Origin of the sequence: Citrobacter freundii complex sp. CFNIH9 (assembly GCF_002903305.1) — a bacterium.
Lineage (GTDB): Bacteria > Pseudomonadota > Gammaproteobacteria > Enterobacterales > Enterobacteriaceae > Citrobacter > Citrobacter portucalensis.
The window spans coordinates 2,730,652-2,749,548 of record NZ_CP026238.1 but is presented as its reverse complement, the minus strand read 5'-3'; the positions used below and the strand labels follow the sequence as shown (position 1 = coordinate 2,749,548).

Annotated in this window: 18 protein-coding genes; 10 read left to right on the top strand and 8 right to left on the bottom strand. The window is 53.1% G+C overall.

The features are described from left to right. Positions 1 to 17 precede the first annotated feature (17 nt). Both ychF and pth read right to left on the bottom strand, forming a co-directional pair. Positions 18 to 1,112 carry a redox-regulated ATPase YchF gene (gene ychF / locus C2U43_RS13905; protein ID WP_003020818.1) on the bottom strand — a complete coding sequence of 365 codons (1,095 nt, stop codon included), beginning with the start codon at positions 1,110 to 1,112 and terminating at the stop codon, positions 18 to 20. A 115-nt stretch (positions 1,113 to 1,227) separates the two neighbouring features. After that, positions 1,228 to 1,812: an aminoacyl-tRNA hydrolase gene (gene pth, locus C2U43_RS13900; RefSeq protein WP_103285323.1), complete on the bottom strand. Its 585-nt coding sequence runs from the start codon at positions 1,810 to 1,812 to the stop codon at positions 1,228 to 1,230. Between the two features lie 274 nt (positions 1,813 to 2,086). On the opposite strand from pth, the gene ychH reads away from it, so the two are divergent. Beyond that, entirely contained in the window at positions 2,087 to 2,368 is a 282-nt protein-coding gene (gene ychH, locus C2U43_RS13895; RefSeq protein ID WP_003833480.1) for a stress-induced protein YchH, read from the top strand. Between the two features lie 125 nt (positions 2,369 to 2,493). Here the strand turns inward: ychH and lysC are convergent, their stop codons facing one another. After that, positions 2,494 to 3,855: a lysine-sensitive aspartokinase 3 gene (gene lysC / locus C2U43_RS13890; protein WP_103285322.1), complete on the bottom strand. Its 1,362-nt coding sequence runs from the start codon at positions 3,853 to 3,855 to the stop codon at positions 2,494 to 2,496. A gap of 608 nt (positions 3,856 to 4,463) precedes the next feature. On the opposite strand from lysC, the gene C2U43_RS13885 reads away from it, so the two are divergent. Together C2U43_RS13885 and C2U43_RS13880 are read left to right on the top strand one after the other, a co-directional pair. Beyond that, positions 4,464 to 5,849, top strand: a complete 1,386-nt coding sequence (locus tag C2U43_RS13885) for a diaminobutyrate--2-oxoglutarate transaminase (protein ID WP_103285321.1) — start codon at positions 4,464 to 4,466, stop codon at positions 5,847 to 5,849. 15 nt (positions 5,850 to 5,864) lie between these two features. After that, a complete protein-coding gene (locus C2U43_RS13880) occupies positions 5,865 to 7,328 on the top strand; it encodes a pyridoxal phosphate-dependent decarboxylase family protein (RefSeq protein WP_103285320.1) in 1,464 nt (487 codons plus the stop codon). Positions 7,329 to 7,425: 97 nt separating this feature from the next. Here C2U43_RS13880 and dauA read toward each other — a convergent pair whose 3' ends face one another. The 4 genes from dauA to lolB form a co-directional block, all read right to left on the bottom strand. Continuing rightward, positions 7,426 to 9,108 carry a C4-dicarboxylic acid transporter DauA gene (dauA, locus tag C2U43_RS13875; RefSeq protein ID WP_008784981.1) on the bottom strand — a complete coding sequence of 561 codons (1,683 nt, stop codon included), beginning with the start codon at positions 9,106 to 9,108 and terminating at the stop codon, positions 7,426 to 7,428. A gap of 124 nt (positions 9,109 to 9,232) precedes the next feature. Continuing rightward, complete coding sequence (gene prs / locus C2U43_RS13870) at positions 9,233 to 10,180, bottom strand: ribose-phosphate diphosphokinase (RefSeq protein ID WP_001518537.1); 948 nt, start codon at positions 10,178 to 10,180, stop codon at positions 9,233 to 9,235. Between the two features lie 269 nt (positions 10,181 to 10,449). Further along, the gene (gene ispE / locus C2U43_RS13865) at positions 10,450 to 11,301 is read right to left on the bottom strand and encodes a 4-(cytidine 5'-diphospho)-2-C-methyl-D-erythritol kinase (protein ID WP_103285319.1); all 852 of its coding nucleotides are present in this window, start codon (positions 11,299 to 11,301) and stop codon (positions 10,450 to 10,452) included. Continuing rightward, a complete protein-coding gene (lolB, locus tag C2U43_RS13860; RefSeq protein ID WP_103285318.1) occupies positions 11,298 to 11,921 on the bottom strand; it encodes a lipoprotein insertase outer membrane protein LolB in 624 nt (207 codons plus the stop codon). Before lolB ends, ispE begins: the two co-directional genes overlap by 4 nt. Positions 11,922 to 12,132: 211 nt before the next feature. Between lolB and hemA the strand changes: the two genes are divergently transcribed. From hemA to kdsA, 6 genes are read left to right on the top strand one after another with little or no spacing between them, the layout of a single operon-like run. Beyond that, positions 12,133 to 13,389, top strand: coding sequence for a glutamyl-tRNA reductase (gene hemA / locus C2U43_RS13855; protein WP_103285317.1), 1,257 nt, complete (start codon positions 12,133 to 12,135; stop codon positions 13,387 to 13,389). Between the two features lie 41 nt (positions 13,390 to 13,430). Further along, entirely contained in the window at positions 13,431 to 14,513 is a 1,083-nt protein-coding gene (gene prfA / locus C2U43_RS13850) for a peptide chain release factor 1 (RefSeq protein WP_003020786.1), read from the top strand. Then, positions 14,513 to 15,346, top strand: coding sequence for a peptide chain release factor N(5)-glutamine methyltransferase (prmC, locus tag C2U43_RS13845; RefSeq protein WP_103285316.1), 834 nt, complete (start codon positions 14,513 to 14,515; stop codon positions 15,344 to 15,346). The genes prfA and prmC overlap by 1 nt, the downstream gene beginning before the upstream one ends. After that, positions 15,343 to 15,735 (top strand): invasion regulator SirB2, encoded by a 393-nt coding sequence (gene sirB2, locus C2U43_RS13840; protein ID WP_032943708.1) that lies wholly within the window; start codon positions 15,343 to 15,345, stop codon positions 15,733 to 15,735. Before prmC ends, sirB2 begins: the two co-directional genes overlap by 4 nt. A gap of 2 nt (positions 15,736 to 15,737) precedes the next feature. Continuing rightward, the gene (sirB1, locus tag C2U43_RS13835; RefSeq protein WP_103285315.1) at positions 15,738 to 16,547 is read left to right on the top strand and encodes an invasion regulator SirB1; all 810 of its coding nucleotides are present in this window, start codon (positions 15,738 to 15,740) and stop codon (positions 16,545 to 16,547) included. A gap of 35 nt (positions 16,548 to 16,582) precedes the next feature. After that, positions 16,583 to 17,437, top strand: a complete 855-nt coding sequence (kdsA, locus tag C2U43_RS13830; protein ID WP_003020772.1) for a 3-deoxy-8-phosphooctulonate synthase — start codon at positions 16,583 to 16,585, stop codon at positions 17,435 to 17,437. Positions 17,438 to 17,504: 67 nt separating this feature from the next. Here kdsA and bdcA read toward each other — a convergent pair whose 3' ends face one another. Next, complete coding sequence (bdcA, locus tag C2U43_RS13825; protein ID WP_103285314.1) at positions 17,505 to 18,218, bottom strand: SDR family oxidoreductase; 714 nt, start codon at positions 18,216 to 18,218, stop codon at positions 17,505 to 17,507. A 72-nt stretch (positions 18,219 to 18,290) separates the two neighbouring features. Between bdcA and C2U43_RS13820 the strand changes: the two genes are divergently transcribed. Further along, positions 18,291 to 18,881 carry a TetR/AcrR family transcriptional regulator gene (locus C2U43_RS13820; protein WP_103285313.1) on the top strand — a complete coding sequence of 197 codons (591 nt, stop codon included), beginning with the start codon at positions 18,291 to 18,293 and terminating at the stop codon, positions 18,879 to 18,881. Positions 18,882 to 18,897 lie beyond the last annotated feature (16 nt).

Genomic DNA, 18,897 nt, shown 5'->3' with positions numbered 1-18,897 from the left:
GAGATAACAAATTTTATTTAGACGTTGAACAGGAAGTTCATGATATCGCCATCTTTGACGATATAGTCCTTACCTTCGGCACGCATTTTCCCAGCTTCTTTCGCACCTTGCTCACCTTTATAGGTGATGAAATCTTCAAACGCGATGGTTTGTGCGCGGATAAAGCCTTTCTCGAAGTCGGTATGGATTTTACCGGCTGCCTGCGGAGCCGTGGCACCGACAGGAATGGTCCATGCACGGACTTCTTTCACGCCAGCAGTGAAGTAGGTCTGCAGGTTCAGCAATTCGTAGCCAGCACGGATAACGCGGTTCAGGCCCGGCTCTTCCAGACCCATTTCAGCCATGAATTCTTCACGGTCAGCATCATCGAGTTCTGCGATGTCAGCTTCAACGGCTGCGCAAACGGCAACCACAACAGAACCTTCGGCAGCCGCGATTTCGCGCACTTTATCGAGGTACGGGTTATTTTCAAAACCGTCTTCGTTGACGTTGGCGATGTACATTGTTGGCTTCAGCGTCAGGAAGCTCAGGTATTTGATGGCCGCTTTGTCTTCGTCAGTCAGCGTTTTCAGCGCGCGCAGCATGCCAGCGTTTTCCAGCTGTGGCAGGCATTTTTCCAGCGCAGCCAGTTCTGCTTTAGCGTCTTTGTCGCCGCCTTTGGCCTTCTTCTGCACGCGATGGATAGCGCGCTCACAGGTGTCGAGGTCGGACAACGCCAGCTCGGTATTGATAACTTCAATGTCATCAGCCGGATCCACTTTGTTATTAACGTGGATGATGTTGTCGTTTTCAAAGCAACGCACCACGTGGCCGATAGCTTCGGTTTCACGGATGTTGGTCAGGAACTGGTTACCCAGACCTTCACCTTTGGACGCGCCTTTTACCAGACCGGCGATGTCGACGAATTCCATCGTTGTTGGCAGGATACGCTGCGGTTTGACGATTTCGGCCAGCTGATCCAGACGCGGATCGGGCATCGGGACAACACCGGTGTTCGGCTCGATAGTACAGAACGGGAAGTTTGCCGCTTCAATACCCGCTTTTGTGAGCGCGTTGAACAGGGTGGATTTGCCTACGTTTGGCAAACCGACGATACCGCATTTGAATCCCATGTTTAAATCACCTTAATCTTTTGATATTCAACCTGTTATGGAAAACAGATTGTAGAAATGTAAATAACTTTGCCTATTATACACAGCACGCGAGAAAAATGCCGCACATCGCTGCTTATTGCGCTTTAAAGGTGTGTAACCGGCTCGTCGCTTTGGTCAGGCCGTCTTTGAACAATATCTCGGTACAACGTGCCGCTTCGTCAATTGCTTCATCAATTAACTTCTGTTCTGAAACAGGCGGTTTGCCTAAAACAAATCCGACAACTTTGTTTTTATCGCCCGGATGGCCAATTCCAACGCGTAAACGATGAAAGTTGGGGTTATTACCTAACTTACTAATGATGTCTTTCAGGCCATTATGTCCGCCATGACCGCCGCCAAGCTTAAATTTGGCCACGCCAGGGGGCAGGTCTAACTCATCGTGTGCGACCAAAATTTCATCGGGGTTAATACGATAAAAACAGGCCATCGCACCGACAGCCTTGCCGCTCAGATTCATAAATGTGGTTGGCACCAGCAGACGGACGTCTTCACCTTCAAGCGTAACTCTGGAGGTGTAGCCGAAGAATTTCGGCTCATCGCGCAGGGGAGCGCGTAATCTTTCTGCCAGCAGATCGACATACCATGCGCCTGCATTGTGTCGCGTTGCCGCATACTCTGCGCCGGGGTTCGCCAGGCCGACAATCAATTTAATCGCCACGTGTTTTGTCCTGAGTGTTTCGATAAACGACGTGTAGTTTACTGTCTGACGCTGCTGTTGACAAAAAACTGCGTGCTTATCGCCAAAAGCTGAATAATTGCACAAATGGACTATTAGAAAATGAGTGTGTTCAGTGGCTTATTTGTAAAGTTTTGTTGCATGAGTGTTTGTAATTGTGATCGCTCCCGCACTTGCGAAGGGCAGTGTTGTCTATACTTTACACATAAGGATTAGGGGTATTCCCTGTAACAACCCAAAGTTCCGGAGGTGACACATGAAACGCAAAAACGCTTCGTTACTCGGTAACGTGCTCATGGCTTTAGGGTTGGTGGTGATGGTGGGTGGTGTTGGTTACTCTATTTTAAACCAACTGCCGCAATTTAATCTGCCACAGTTTTTCGCACATGGTGCCGTGCTCAGTATTTTTGTTGGTGGTGTCCTCTGGTTGGCGGGTGCCAGAGTGGGGGGGCACGAACAAATCAGCGATCGTTACTGGTGGGTGCGCCACTATGACAAACGCTGCCGTCGCGGTGATACCAATCATCGGCATAACTAATAGCTCTCCCAGCTTGGAGTGCAGTTGTTTGAACACAAAGTCCTGGTTTAAAAACCAGGGCTCTGCTTGTTCGTCAGTACTGGATTAAACGACTTCTACCCTTGGTGGCATACTACAAAGAAGCGTTATTCGAATAACCGATAATGTAACGCTTTGATCGCGCTGTCTGCATTGTCAGCCGGCAACAGAATACTCAGGTTGTCGTTTGACGCCCCATGGCAAATCATTCGTACCGTATGCTCTTCAAGCCAGGCAAAAACGTCTTTGCAAACTCCCGCAGCCTGTGTGAGTTGATTCCCCACCAAAGTGACCAGCGCCAGCCCGGTTTCCACTTCCACACGACAGTGGGAGGACAAGGCGGTAAACAATGCGGTGGTCAGCACATGGTCTTCACCTGAGGTTGCATGAGTGGCGTCCAGCGCCAGCGCAATACTATTCTCTGAGGTTGTAACCAAATCCACTGTGACTGCATGGCGAGCTAAAATGGTGAAGGACTGCGCCAGGAAAGAACAGGAAGGTTGCGCCTCCAGGCTGTGTAACCGCAACAGCGTCTGTTTACGACGCACGGCGAGCGCACGATAGCGAGGTGGATTATCGGTGGTGTTGTGCACCAGCGTACCTCCGGCGGCAGTATCCTTACTTGAGCCAACAAAGACCGGAATGCTTTTACGCATTGCCGGGAGCAGTGTCGCCGGGTGGAGAACCTTCGCACCGTAGGCGGCCATATCGCTGGCCTCGGAAAATGAGATATGGTCGATTCGTTTGGCCCGCGGCGCAATGCGTGGGTCGGTGGTGTAGATCCCTGCGACGTCGGTCCAGATGTCAATGCGTGTGGCGTGAAGCGCCTCACCGAGAAGCGTAGCCGTGTAATCACTACCGCCGCGCCCAAGCGTAGTGGTGTGCCCTGCGGCATCACGCCCGATAAATCCCTGAGTCACCATAATCGCTTGCTCAAGACGAGGGCGCAGGTGAGTCTCCACCTGGTGGTGCAGTGTGCCAAGCTCGGGTTCGGCACAGCCGAAGTTCGAGTTAGTACGCATCACGCTGCGGGCGTCAAACCACCCGGCCTCGGCATGCCGTTCACGTAAGACTTCAGTAAAAAGTAGCGAGGACATCAGCTCGCCATGGCTGACTAATTCATCGCTTAACGCATCAGACGGCGAAACCATCGCCGTTTGTGCAAGTCGACGTATATTGTTTAGAAGATTATCAATTTCCGTACTGATAACGGACGGCTGCTTCAGGCGGGAAATAATGTTGTATTGGATGGCGCGTAAAGTCTCAATCTTATCTAATTGTTGATGTGTTTCCAGACCTTCAGAAAGCTCAACCAGTAAGTTTGTCACGCCTGCTGAAGCAGATAAAACGACTAAACGGACATCTTGATCAGCAAGGACAATGCTGGCGCTGCGGTTCATCGCATCAAAATCAGCGACGCTGGTGCCGCCAAATTTGGCAACGACGGATGGTGGATAAATGCGAGTCATAACAATCTCATATCAGGGCGCCATAAAAGTATGGCTAGAAAATTTTCATTCTCGGCATAAGGGAACGAAGTTCGCCTTACGAAATGTCCGCCCGCGAACATTTCTGCTGACAACCCAGGGAATACCTGTTGTCGATAACGCGTGTCGCCTGTACGCGTTATCGGGTGCTGCGCATTAATTTTATCTACATAGCCTGCAAATAAGCGCGCCATACTAAGTGATTTATATTTAGGGATCGACTTTTTTATTCGATTTATCGACAAATAAGTGAAAAATCATGGCATCACAAGATATCGCGAGCATCATTAATGGTAAAAACGTGTAAAAAAATAATAAAAACACGAAAATTCCATGGTTTTTATTAGATTGTCTGCGTTGCAATTAGCTGCAACATTGTTAATTAAATAGATATATTTCTTTAGGATTTAGTAATGGTAAATAGTTGTTACGCTTTGAATTTAAAGGAAAAGGTTGTTATTTTTAATGCCGAAAAATAAATGATTGAGTCCTAAGCTAAAACAACATATATTAGCCGCGCTTTTTTACAGGTAATCCTTATAACCATTTATTCAATCAGGCGTTAATCTACACCTGGTTGTAGGAGTGATATGATGACGGATAAAGTCCGTATTGATACTTCAAGTGCTAATTCATTACCGCAGAGCAATGATACCTTTTTAGCAAGACAGGCTGAGTTTGAATCTAATGTCCGCAGCTATCCACGTAAACTGCCATTAGCGATCGCTAAAGCGCAGGGCGTCTGGATTACTGATGTAGAAAATAATCAATATCTTGATTGCCTGGCAGGTGCCGGAACCCTGGCGCTTGGTCATAACCATCCTGAAGTGCTGCAGAGCATTCAAAGTGTCATCACAAGCGGCTTACCGTTACATACGCTTGACCTTACCACGCCGTTAAAAGATGAGTTCTCATCATATTTACTTTCTTTATTACCGGGTCAGGGCAAAGAATATTGCCTGCAGTTCACCGGTCCGTCCGGCGCTGATGCTGTTGAAGCGGCGCTGAAGCTGGCGAAGAAAGTCACCGGCCGTTCCAGCATCATCAGTTTCTCCGGTGGCTACCACGGGATGACCCACGGCGCGCTGTCCGTGACCGGCAACCTGTCGCCGAAAGAAGCGGTCAGCAACATGATGGCGGAAGTGCAGTTTATGCCGTATCCGCATCAATACCGTTGCCCGCTGGGTATCGGCGGCGACGCTGGCGTTAAAGCATTAACCTACTACTTCGAAAACCTGATCAACGACGTTGAAAGCGGCGTGCGTAAACCGGCTGCCGTGATCCTTGAAGCGGTGCAGGGTGAAGGTGGCGTGAATCCGGCTCCGGTCGAGTGGCTGCAACGCATTCGTAAAGTGACGCAGGAACATGGCATTCTGCTGATCATCGATGAAGTTCAGGCGGGCTTTGCACGTACCGGTAAACTGTTCGCCTTCGAACACGCCGGTATTGAGCCAGATATCATCGTGATGTCCAAAGCGGTTGGCGGCGGTCTGCCACTGGCGGTGCTGGGCATTAAAAAGCAGTTCGATGCGTGGGCTCCGGGCCACCACACTGGTACTTTCCGCGGCAACCAGTTGGCGATGGCGACCGGTCTGACAACGCTGAAGATCCTCAAAGACGACAAGATTGCCGATAAAGTTGCTGCCCAGGGCGAGTGGCTGAAAGGCAAACTGGCTGACCTGCAGAAACGCTACCCGGTTATCGGCCAGGTGCGCGGTCTGGGTCTGATGATCGGCCTGGAAATCGTGAAGCCGAACGAAGCGCAGGATCACATGGGCTGCTACCCGGCCGATGGCGAGCTGTCCGCGTTGCTGCAGAAAAAATGCTTCGAAAATGGGCTGATTCTGGAGCGTGGTGGCCGCAATGGTTGCGTGCTGCGGCTGTTGCCGTCACTGCTGATCACCAACGCTGAGCTGGAAATCTTCCTCGATAAATTCGAAAACGCCCTGCTGGGCGCTGGCGTGAAGCCGGTTTAAACGGAGTTGGATCGAATGTCAGACGTAAACCCGATTCTGTCCGGCTCGGCGCAAAGCATTGCAGCTTATCAGGACGCTATCGAGCAGAGTACGCAAGCGGTCGTTGAATGGTTGAAGCAGCCTGAGATGTATCAGGGTAAAACCGTTGAGCAACTGCGTGAACGTATCAACCTGAATTTTACGTCTCAGGGCCTGGGCAACCAGGCCGCTATTGAGCGTGCGGTTGAATACTTTCTCAAAGACAGCTTGTTGGTTCACCATGCGCAGTGCGTGGCGCATCTGCACTGCCCAAGCCTGGTAATTAGCCAGGCGGCGGAAGTGCTGATCAACGCCACCAACCAGAGTATGGACTCCTGGGACCAGAGCCCGTCGGCCACCATCATTGAGATCAAGCTGATCGAGTGGTTGCGTGAGCAGGTTGGATACCCGACAGGCGATGCGGGCGTATTCACCAGCGGCGGTACGCAGAGTAACCTGATGGGCCTGATGCTGGCGCGTGATGCTTTCTTCGCTCGCCAGGGGCACTCCATTCAGCAGGATGGTCTGACCGGTGATCTGAGTAAAATCAAAGTATTCTGCTCTGAAAGCGCGCACTTCTCCGTGCAGAAGAACATGGCGCTGATGGGGCTGGGCTACCGTTCCGTCACCCAGGTGAAGACCGATGCGTTTTCACGCATGGATCAGGCTGACCTGAAAGACAAGCTGGCCCAGGCGAAAGCCAACGGTGAGCAGGTGATGGCAATCGTCGCCACTGCCGGTACTACCGATGCGGGCGCAATCGATCCGTTAGCGGATATTGCAGCGCTGGCTGCAGAACATCAGATTTGGATGCACGTGGATGCGGCATGGGGCGGGGCGTTACTGCTTTCTGATAAGTACCGTGACTTCCTGAACGGCCTTGAACTGGCAGATTCCGTGACGCTGGATTTCCACAAGCAGTTCTTCCAGACTATCAGCTGCGGTGCGTTCCTGTTAAAAGATGCGCGCCACTACGAGCTGATGCGTTACCAGGCGGCGTACCTGAACTCTGATTTCGATGAAGAGGCTGGCGTACCAAACCTGGTATCGAAGTCGCTGCAGACCACGCGTCGTTTCGATGCGCTGAAGCTGTGGATGGGCCTCGAAGCGCTGGGCAAAAAGCAGTACGCCGAGATCATTGATAACGGTGTGACGCTGGCGCGTGATGTTGCTGAGTTTGTCAAAACCCAGCCGCATCTTGAACTGGTGATGGAGCCGCAGCTGGCAAGCGTGCTGTTCCGCTTCCGCCCGCAAAGTGACGACGTGGCATTTGTCGCGCTGCTGAACCAGCGTATTGGCGACGTTCTTCTGGCTTCAGGTAGCGCCAACGTCGGCGTGACCGAAGCAGATGGTGTCACCTGCCTGAAGCTAACGCTGCTCAATCCGACGGTATGTCTGGAGGATGTTAAAGTCCTGCTGGCAAGCGTGAAGGCAACGGCTGAGCAACTGCTGAACGCGTAAGCAATAAGCTTGTTATAAAAATGGCTCCCAGGTAAGGGAGCCATTTTTTTGTCTGTCATTTGCAATCCGGCGGCGTTTAGCCTGGCCGGGCTACACGTTAGCGGATATCTGCTAGCGCAGCATCTTTATTCGGGAAGAACGTCAGGCGCCCGGCAATCGGCTGAATACCCGCGCGCGCCATGGTACGTAGCGGCTGGAATTCCAGATTACTGATGCGTAATTCACAACCTTCCGGCAGACGTTTTACAAAGCGCTGGAAAGCGTCCAGACCACCGGCATCCAGTACCGGGACCGCGTCCCACTTCAAGACTACGATGCGTTTACCTTCAATACGCGACTCAAGATCGGTAAATAATCCTTCCGCCGCGGCAAAGAACAGCGGACCAATAACGCGCAGCACCAGCACATCGTCCGGTACGTCTACGTTGACCGGCGCCAGGCGAGTCATGCGCGCAATACGACGCATAAACAGCAGAGAGGCGAGAACGATACCGACGCTGATGGCAATAACCATGTCGAACAGTACCGTCAGCGACATACACATCAGCATGACAATGATGTCGTCTTTCGGTGCATGGCGCAGCAAATCCACGACTTTATGCGCTTCACTCATGTTCCATGCCACCATCAGCAGCAGGGCGGCCATGGCGGAAAGCGGTAACCAGGAAAGCAGCGGTGCAAGTACCAGCAGGGCGAGGATCACCAGAATCGCGTGGATAACCGCAGAGATTGGCGAGGTCGCCCCGGCGCGGACGTTTGCCGCAGAGCGGGCAATTGCCGCCGTGGCAGTGATACCGCCAAAGAACGGTGCCACGATGTTACCCAGCCCCTGGCCAATCAACTCGCTGTTAGCTTTATGCTTGGTGCCGGTCATCCCATCGAGTACGACGGCGCACAGCAGAGATTCAATTGCCCCCAGCATCGCCATCGAGAAGGCTGCCGGTAACAGCGCCTGTAACGAGCTCCAGCTTAGGGTAAAGTTTGATTCCGGCATATTCCACGGCAGGACCAGCTGCGGCAGCAACTGCGGGATACCATTACCCTGTGAGCCGTCAGCCAGAATGTAGTGGAACTGAGAACCAATAGTGGCGACATGGCCGCCGGTCAGGTTCACGATACCCATTACCGCACAGCCTGCCAGCAGTGCGGGAAGGTGACCCGGCAGTCGGATCCCCAGGCGCGGCCAGAAAATCAGGATCCCCAGCGTCACTACGCCAATGGCGGCATCGCCAACGTTGATGGTCGGCAAGGCCATAAATAGCGCGCCGACCTTCTGCAGATAGTGCTCCGGGACATGGGCCATCTGCAGGCCAAGAAAATCTTTAATCTGCATGGTACCGATGGTGATACCAATACCCGATGTAAAACCTAACGTTACCGACACGGGGATATATTCGATCAGGCGGCCAAAACGAGCGAGGCCGAAAAGGATCAGGAATATCCCGGACATGAGCGTGGCAACCAGCAGGCCTGCCAGCCCAAACTGTTGCGACACCGGATACAGAATCACCACGAAGGCGGCGGTTGGGCCAGATACGCTAAAGCGCGATCCCCCGGTAAGGGCGATAACAATCCCAGCGACGGCTGAGGTATACAGGCCGTACTGCGGCGCAACGCCACTGCCTATTGCCAGGGCCATTGCCAGCGGAATGGCGATGATCCCAACGGTTATCCCGGCGATCAGGTCACGGGTAAAGCGAGAGGCAGTATATTTTTCTTTCCAACAAGCGTCGATGAGGGCGCGGAAAGGCATCACATGTGAGGAAAATAATCTGTTCACAATAATGTTTCATCCATGAGCGCATCATCTGTCAACTAAATGGCAGGTGAAGGAGGCATAAGTCATACAAATAAGTATTGCAGATAAAAAAACCCGCCGCAGCGGGTTTTTGAGCCGGGCTCGATTAATGCTCGAACATAGCAGAGATGGATTCTTCGTTGCTGATACGACGAATCGCTTCGGCCAGCATACCCGACAGGGTCAATGTACGCACGTTTGGCAGCGCTTTGATTTCGTCAGTCAGTGGAATAGTGTCACAGACAACGACTTCATCAATCACTGAGTTGCGCAGGTTGTTTGCCGCATTACCTGAGAAGATCGGGTGAGTGGCGTACGCAAATACGCGTTTAGCACCACGTTCTTTCAGTGCTTCTGCTGCTTTGCACAGCGTACCGCCGGTATCGATCATGTCATCAACCAGAACACAGTCACGACCTGCAACGTCACCAATAATGTGCATCACCTGAGAAACGTTCGCACGCGGGCGACGTTTGTCGATGATAGCCATGTCGGTATCGTTCAGCAGTTTAGCGATAGCGCGGGCACGCACGACGCCACCGATATCCGGAGAAACCACAATCGGGTTGTCCAGGTTCAGCTGCAGCATGTCTTCTAACAGGATCGGGCTACCGAATACGTTATCAACCGGTACGTCAAAGAAGCCCTGGATCTGTTCAGCATGCAGGTCAACGGTGAGGACGCGGTCAACGCCAACGCTGGACAGGAAATCAGCGACGACTTTAGCGGTAATCGGTACACGAGCGGAACGTACGCGACGATCCTGACGTGCATAGCCGAAGTAAGGAATAACGGCGGTGATACGGCCTGCGGAAGCACGGCGCAGCGCATCAACCATAACGACCAATTCCATCAGGTTGTCGTTAGTAGGGGCACAAGTGGACTGGATGATGAAAATATCACCACCGCGTACATTTTCATTAATTTGTACGCTGACTTCGCCGTCGCTAAAGCGACCTACAGCGGCGTCGCCGAGTGAAGTGTACAGGCGGTTGGCAATACGTTGTGCTAGTTCCGGGGTGGCGTTACCAGCAAAAAGCTTCATATCAGGCACGAGAAGAACCTCAGGCATGCGTCCATTGGTGGAAAGAATCTGCCGAAAACTGTGCGGGCCAGGCAGTATCCTCTCCATGCGGTGTATTAAAGAGCGCGATGCAACGTCTGGAACAGGGTGACGTTGTCACCGCAACTCAGCTTGCCCGGCTTACTCGTTGTCCTTCGCGTTTCATTTGCGCTGGCATCAATTCCTCACACCAGTTACATACTGAAGTTGTATGCACCTGGCGATTCGTCATTTCGCCATCTTCCTGAAATCCGAAGGATTTAGAGTAACGCTCTGTGCAATGGGGAGAGGTTGACGCCTTTCGCCACAAAGCCTTTGAGCCATTCCGGGGCTTGCTCAAGCACCTGGCGAGCACGAGACTCTGTGTCAAATTCAGCAAAGACACAAGCCCCTGTACCAGTCAGGCGCGACGGCGCGTATTCTAACAGCCAGGAAAGCGCCGCATCAACCTCGCGAAAACGTTTTCTTGCGATAACCTCGCAATCATTGCCGAATTCACATTTTAGTAACGTTTTTATTGACCTTTTTGGCGTGTTGCGCGGGAGGTCGGGATCGTTAAAAATCACCGGTGTCGGAATACTGACTCCCGGATGAGCAACCAGATACCACTTTTCCTCAGGCTCGACCGGCGTCAGAATTTCGCCTACGCCTTCGGCAAAAGCCGCATGGCCGCGCACGAATACGGGAACATCCGCCCCCAGCGTTAAGCCGAGTGCCGCCAGTTCATCAACTGAAAGTCCGCACTGCCAGAGATGATTCAGCGCCACCAGAACGGTTGCCGCATTAGACGAACCTCCGCCAAGACCGCCGCCCATCGGCAGGCGTTTGTCGATACTGATGTCCGCACCGCTCCCTTTGGGAAGGCGATTGCTTTCAGATGCCGCTTTCATCAGCAAACGTGCCGCACGGACGATCAGATTGTCTTCATGCGCAACGCCTTCCACTGGGGTTAACAGGTGAATTTCGCCGTCGCTACGCGGCGTAATATCTATCGTGTCGCCATAATCAAGAAACTGAAATAAGGTCTGCAGCGTGTGGTAACCGTCCGCACGCTGTCCGGTGATGTATAAAAACAAATTCAGTTTTGCCGGAGAGGGCCAATGGGTCATCATTTCACAATCCAGTTATCCATTTTCAGCTTAATACGCTGGGAGCCGTCGGACAGCTCCATGTTTGCTGGCATCGCTGGCTGGGTTTTGCTGTCGTAGGCGCTATAGACCACTTTCCAGTTTTTACCGTCTTTGCTGTAGTTCACTTCACTCAGACGATATTGGTCGTCGAGCTTATAATCGGTGGCGTCACCTGGCAGTCCAAGGATCCACTGGCGCAGGCTGTTTAATGGGATAGGCATGCCGGTCAGTTTGCCGATCATCTCTTCAGCGTCGTCGGCGGTGTAATGCTTGCCTTTGTTATCGACCAGTTCGACGTTGCCAGGCTGCGCATTAAGTTCCAGTTCCGTGCTGCCCAGTGGGTTGGTCAGCAGGAGACGATAGCGATCCTGACCGGTTTGCTGCCAGAAAAAGCGGGCATACACTTTCTGTTGATCGGAAATATAGGCAAACGCACCACGCGTCTGATACTGGTTCAGGGCGCGAACTTCCTGTTGGTGCTGGCGCCACTGCAGAGAATCGGGGCTTTTACCGGGACCTTTAGGCGCGTTGAGCGTACAGGCAGTAAGAACCAGGGCCGCCAGCGGCAGCAGGCGAATCAGGCGAAAATCAGGCAGGGTCATAATGATGACAAATCCTTGAGATACGTTGCAGTTATAACTCTTAATGCTAGCGCCGCCATCAGACATCGTCTACGTTCAAGTTATCTTAAATCGCTTAAATTTGTGCACTAAGCTATTACTCCAAAAGGGGTCAGTCTCTTTTATTGACCGCACGCATCCTGTATGATGCACCCAGTCTAACCTTATCAACGCTGGTACTATTCCCGCACACATGACCCTTTTAGCGCTTGGTATTAACCATAAAACGGCACCTGTATCGCTGCGAGAACGCGTAACGTTTTCGCCGGATACGCTCGATCTGGCGCTGGACAGCCTGCTCGCGCAGCCAATGGTGCAGGGCGGGGTAGTGCTGTCGACGTGTAACCGCACGGAGCTGTATCTCAGCGTTGAAGAGCAGGATAACCTGCAAGAAGCGCTGGTTCGCTGGCTGTGTGAATACCATAACCTCAATGAAGAAGATCTGCGCAACAGCTTGTACTGGCACCAGGACAACGACGCGGTCAGTCACTTGATGCGTGTTGCCAGCGGTCTGGATTCACTGGTGCTCGGTGAACCGCAAATTCTGGGGCAGGTGAAAAAAGCGTTTGCGGATTCGCAAAAAGGTCACCTGAACGCCAGTGCGCTGGAACGGATGTTCCAGAAATCATTCTCTGTCGCAAAACGTGTACGTACAGAAACTGACATCGGCGCCAGCGCCGTGTCGGTGGCGTTTGCCGCCTGTACCCTGGCGCGGCAGATCTTTGAATCGCTCTCCACGGTAACCGTGCTGTTAGTCGGTGCGGGCGAAACCATTGAGCTGGTAGCGCGACATCTGCGCGAGCACAAAGTGAAGAAGATGATCATCGCCAACCGCACTCGCGAGCGTGCGCAGGTGCTGGCGGATGAAGTCGGCGCCGAGGTGATTTCACTGAGTGATATAGACGCGCGTTTACAGGATGCCGATATCATTATCAGTTCTACCGCCAGTCCGCTGCCGATTATCGGCAAAGGAATGGTGGAACGTGCGCTTAAAAACCGCCGCAATCAGCCTATGTTGCTGGTGGATATCGCCGTACCGCGCGATGTCGAGCCGGAAGTGGGTAAATTGTCTAACGCCTATCTGTACAGCGTTGATGACCTGCAAAGCATCATTTCGCATAACCTGGCCCAGCGCAAAGCGGCGGCGGTGGAAGCCGAAACGATAGTGGAGCAGGAAGCCAGCGAGTTTATGGCCTGGCTACGCGCCCAGGGCGCAAGCGACACTATCCGCGAGTATCGCAGTCAGTCAGAACAGATCCGTGATGAACTGACCGCCAAAGCGTTGGCCGCTCTTCAACAGGGCGGTGATGCGCAAGCCATTATGCAGGATCTGGCCTGGAAACTGACCAATCGCCTGATTCATGCACCAACCAAATCACTTCAACAGGCCGCCCGTGACGGGGATAGTGAACGCCTGAATATTCTGCGCGACAGCCTCGGGCTGGAGTAGCAGCACACCAATCTTATTTTTTACAGGGTGCATTTACGCCTATGAAGCCTTCTATCGTTGCCAAACTGGAAGCCCTGCATGAACGCCATGAAGAAGTTCAGGCGCTGCTCGGTGATGCGGGTACTATCGCAGACCAGGATCGCTTTCGTGCGCTGTCGCGCGAATATGCGCAATTAAGCGATGTATCTCGCTGTTTTACGGACTGGCAACAGGTTCAGGAAGATATCGAGACGGCTCAGATGATGCTCGACGATCCTGAAATGCGTGAAATGGCGCAGGATGAACTGCGCGAAGCAAAAGAGAAATGTGAGCAGCTGGAACAGCATCTGCAGGTCCTGCTATTACCTAAAGATCCCGATGACGAACGTAACGCCTTCCTCGAAGTGCGCGCGGGAACTGGTGGTGATGAAGCGGCGCTGTTTGCCGGCGATCTGTTCCGCATGTACAGCCGTTACGCTGAATCGCGTCGCTGGCGGGTTGAGATCATGAGCGCCAGCGAAGGCGAGCATGGCGGGTTTAAAGAAGTCATTGCCAAGATTAGCGGCGAAGGCGTTTACGGGCGACTGAAGTTTGAGTCTGGCGGCCATCGCGTGCAGCGCGTACCTGCGACGGAATCGCAGGGGCGTATTCATACCTCTGCCTGTACGGTCGCGGTTATGCCGGAACTGCCGGATGCCGAACTGCCGGACATCAACCCGGCCGATCTGCGTATTGACACCTTCCGTTCATCAGGCGCGGGCGGTCAGCACGTTAACACCACCGACTCCGCAATCCGTATTACCCACTTACCGACCGGTATCGTAGTGGAATGCCAGGACGAACGTTCACAGCATAAAAACAAAGCCAAAGCGATGTCGGTGCTGGGGGCGCGAATTCGTGCGGCCGAAGTGGCAAGACGTCAACAGGCGGAAGCCTCTGAGCGTCGCAACCTGTTGGGCAGTGGCGATCGCAGCGATCGTAACCGTACCTATAACTTCCCGCAGGGTCGTGTGACCGATCACCGCATTAACCTGACGCTCTACCGTCTGGATGAAGCGATGGAAGGCAAACTGGATATGCTCATTGAGCCGATTGTCCAGGAATACCAGGCCGACCAACTGGCGGCGTTGTCCGAGCAGGATTAATGGATTATCAGCACTGGCTGCGTGAGGCGATTAGCCAATTACAGGCAAGCGAAAGCCCGCGCCGTGACGCCGAGATTTTACTCGAGTTCGTTACTGGCAAAGGGCGCACCTTTATTCTGGCTTTCGGCGAAACGGAGTTAACCGAGGCGCAGCGTCAACAGCTTGATACGCTACTGGAGCGGCGTCAGCGGGGAGAGCCGGTGGCACACTTAACCGGTGTGCGCGAGTTCTGGTCGTTGCCGCTGTTTGTGTCTCCAGCCACGCTTATTCCGCGTCCGGATACCGAGTGTCTGGTGGAGCAGGCGCTGGCTCGCCTGCCGGCCTCGGCGTGTCGTATTCTTGATTTGGGAACCGGCACGGGTGCCATTGCGCTGGCGCTGGCAACCGAGCGTCCGGATTGTGCGGTGACTGCCGTAGACCGCATGCCCGATGCCGTGGCACTGGCCATTCGCAACAAGCAGCAACTGGGCATCGACAATGTTTGTGTGCTGCAAAGTAACTGGTTTAGCGCATTGCAGGGACAGCAGTTTGACATGATTGTCAGCAATCCGCCGTATATCGACGAACAGGATCCGCACCTGGCGCAAGGCGACGTTCGCTTTGAACCGCTGTCGGCGCTGGTGGCGGGCGATCAGGGGCTGGCGGATATCGTGCATATCATCGACCAGTCTCAGCGCATGTTAACGCCCGGCGGCTATCTGTTGCTGGAACATGGTTGGCAGCAGGGCGAGGCCGTCCGTGATGCCTTTACTCGTGCGGGTTACGTGGCAGTTGAAACCTGTCGTGACTATGGCGGCAACGAGCGAATTACGCTTGGACGCATCCCATCATGAGTACCTTCGGTGTGTTACTCAACGTCCATCTCATCAGCATTGCGCTTTCGGTTGGTTTGCTGACCCTGCGATTTTGGTGGCGTTACACCGACTCGCGCCTTGCCTGCGCGCGCTGGACGCGCATCGTGCCGCCGGTTGTCGATACCGTTTTATTACTCAGCGGCGTAGCGTTAATGGTTAAAGCGCACATCCTGCCATTCACTGAGCACGGGACATGGCTGACTGAAAAGCTGTTTGGGGTTATCATTTACATCGTTTTGGGTTTTATTGCGCTCGATTATCGTCGGGCGCGCAGTCAGCAGGCGCGATTAATCGCTTTTCCGCTGGCGCTGGTGGTGCTGTACATCATCATTAAACTCGCCACCACAAAAATACCGTTACTGGGGTAAGCATGAGGTCGTTAGCTGATTTCGAATTTAATAAAGCGCCATTGTGTGATGGGATGATCCTGGCGTCGGAGTCTATCCGTCTGGATTTTCCAACACAAACTGTCTATGACGAACTGGAACGTCTGGTCAGTCTGGCGCAAGAAGAAATTAGCCAGCTCCTGTCTCAGGATGAGCAACTGGAAAAACTGCTGGCACTTTTTTACGGCGAATGGGGGTTTACGGATACCGACGGCGTCTATCGTCTTTCTGATGCACTATGGCTTGATCAGGTACTGAAAAATCGTCAGGGCAGTGCCGTATCCCTGGGCGCAATCTTATTGTGGATTGCCAACCGACTGGAGCTGCCACTGGTGCCGGTGATTTTCCCGACACAACTCATCCTGCGTATTGAATCGCTCGATGGCGAAATGTGGCTAATCAATCCGTTGAATGGCGAAACGTTAAATGAGCACACGCTGGAAGTGTGGCTGAAGGGGAATATCAGCCCGGTCGCGGAGCTGTTTAACGAAGACCTGGATGAGGCGGATAATGCAGAAGTAATTCGTAAGCTGCTCGACACGCTGAAATCATCGCTGATGGAAGAGCGGCAAATGGAGCTGGCGCTGCGTGCCAGCGAAGCACTATTACAGTTTAATCCTGAAGATCCGTATGAAATACGCGATCGTGGATTAATTTACGCGCAGCTGGAGTGTGAACATGTTGCGCTGACCGATTTAAGTTATTTCGTTGAACAGTGTCCGGAAGACCCGATCAGCGAAATGATTCGTGCGCAGATTAATACTATTTCGCACAAGCAAATTGTATTGCATTGATTAATGACACTTTACCTACCGTTTAAGGCGATCCTATGAAACAAAAAGTGGTTAGCATTGGCGACATCAACGTGGCAAATGACCTGCCGTTCGTGCTGTTTGGCGGAATGAACGTGCTGGAATCCCGCGATCTGGCGATGCGCATTTGTGAGCACTACGTAACCGTTACTCAAAAGCTGGGTATCCCTTACGTGTTCAAAGCCTCCTTTGATAAAGCCAACCGTTCTTCCATCCACTCTTACCGTGGACCGGGCCTTGAAGAAGGGATGAAAATCTTCCAGGAACTGAAGCAGACTTTTGGCGTAAAAGTGATCACCGACGTTCACGAAGCCAGCCAGGCTCAGCCTGTTGCTGACGTGGTGGATGTGATTCAGCTGCCGGCCTTCCTCGCTCGTCAGACCGATCTGGTGGAAGCGATGGCGAAAACCGGTGCTGTTATCAACGTGAAAAAACCGCAGTTCGTAAGCCCGGGCCAGATGGGCAATATCGTGGATAAATTCCATGAAGGCGGCAACGACAAAGTAATTCTGTGCGACCGTGGCGCGAACTTTGGTTATGACAACCTGGTTGTGGATATGCTGGGCTTCAGCGTGATGAAGAAAGTTTCTGGCAACTCGCCGGTGATTTTTGACGTTACCCATGCGCTGCAATGCCGTGACCCGTTTGGCGCAGCAAGCGGCGGTCGTCGTGCGCAGGTTACCGAACTGGCGCGCGCAGGTATGGCGGTTGGTCTGGCCGGTCTGTTTATTGAAGCGCATCCGGATCCAGCCAATGCAAAATGCGACGGTCCATCCGCGCTGCCGCTGGCGAAACTGGAACAGTTCCTGACTCAGATTAAAGCGATTGATGACCTGGTTAAAAGCTTCGACGAGCTGGATACCGAGAACTAAGAAAGTATTGCAGTCCGGAGAGATATCTCTTCGGACTGCTGTTTGAGAAAAGTGTTAAGGGTGGCCGTCAGGCGCCAAATGCACCGTCAATTGTATGCATTGCCCCCGTCACAAACCCAGCCTCAGGGCCTGCAAGCCAGGCAACCATTCCCGCAACTTCCTCTGGACGGCCATGTCGTTTTAGCGCCATAAAACTGTGCATCACCTCTTTCAGTGGGCCATCTTCCGGGTTGGCATCGGTATCAATAGGACCCGGTTGAACCACGTTTACCGTAATGCCCCGCGGTCCAAAATCACGTGCCAGCCCCCGGGCCAGCCCTTGCAGCGCTGATTTGCTCACCGCATAAGAGGCCAGGCCAGCAAGAGGCATACGGTCGCCATTCACAGAACCAATAATGATAATGCGTCCGCCGTCAGGCATCCGTCGTGCCGCTTCCACGGCCGCATAGTATGGGGAGTGAATGTTAATCCGGAACAGGCGCTCCACGTCATCCGGATCCTGCTCCAGCGCATCACCAAACAGAATAATCCCTGCATTAACTACCAGCACGTCCAGCGGGCCGCTTTCGCGTACCCGGTTGATGACGGCGTTACGGTCGGCGCTATCGGTTTGCGCTGTCTGGGTACCCGTCTCATCAGCAAGCGCTTTGGCAGCGTCAGGGGAGCCTGAATAGGTAAAGATAACCGATGCGCCATCCGCGGCAAAACGGCGCACGATAGCCGCGCCAATCCCACGACTGCCGCCAAGAACCAGAACTGACTTGCCGTTAAAAGAAGACATGAGGTGCTCCTTGAACAATTATGTAGTGATCGATATATAATGGGTGCACTGTTTTCTGTCAATGGATTTGTAATGAGCACTACAAAATGCACTCGTGCACCTGGACGCCCACGTAATTTTGATCCAGAAATGGCCGTTGCCAAAGTACAACCTTTGTTTCACGCACATGGCTATGACGCGGTTAGCGTGGCGGATGTCACCGCGGCGTTGTCGATCAAGCCCCCCAGTTTCTATGCTGCTTTTGGGAACAAAATCGGTCTTTATAAACGTGTTCTTGACCGCTACGTACAAACTGAGGCGATCCCTTTTGATGACATTCTTCGCCCCGACAAACCCGTTTCTGCATGTCTTACCGATCTGCTTGAAGAGGCGGCGCGACGTTATGCCGCAGATCCGCATGCGCCGGGATGTTTGGTCCTGGAGGGCACGCACAGTAACGATCCGCAGGCGCGGAAGGTCGCGCGGAATTTCTACTCGGCTGCCGAACATAAAATTCACGACTTTATCGCACAGCGGCATCCTAAAGAGGCTGACAGCCTGACTGATTACGTCAGTACCACAATGCTTGGCCTGTCGGGAAAAGCGCGTTGCGGGCATTCGTTCGAACGTCTGCTAGCCAGCGCGCGAATCGCCAGCGTAGCGGTGCGGCATCAGCTTTCCTGATTTTCATCACGTGAAA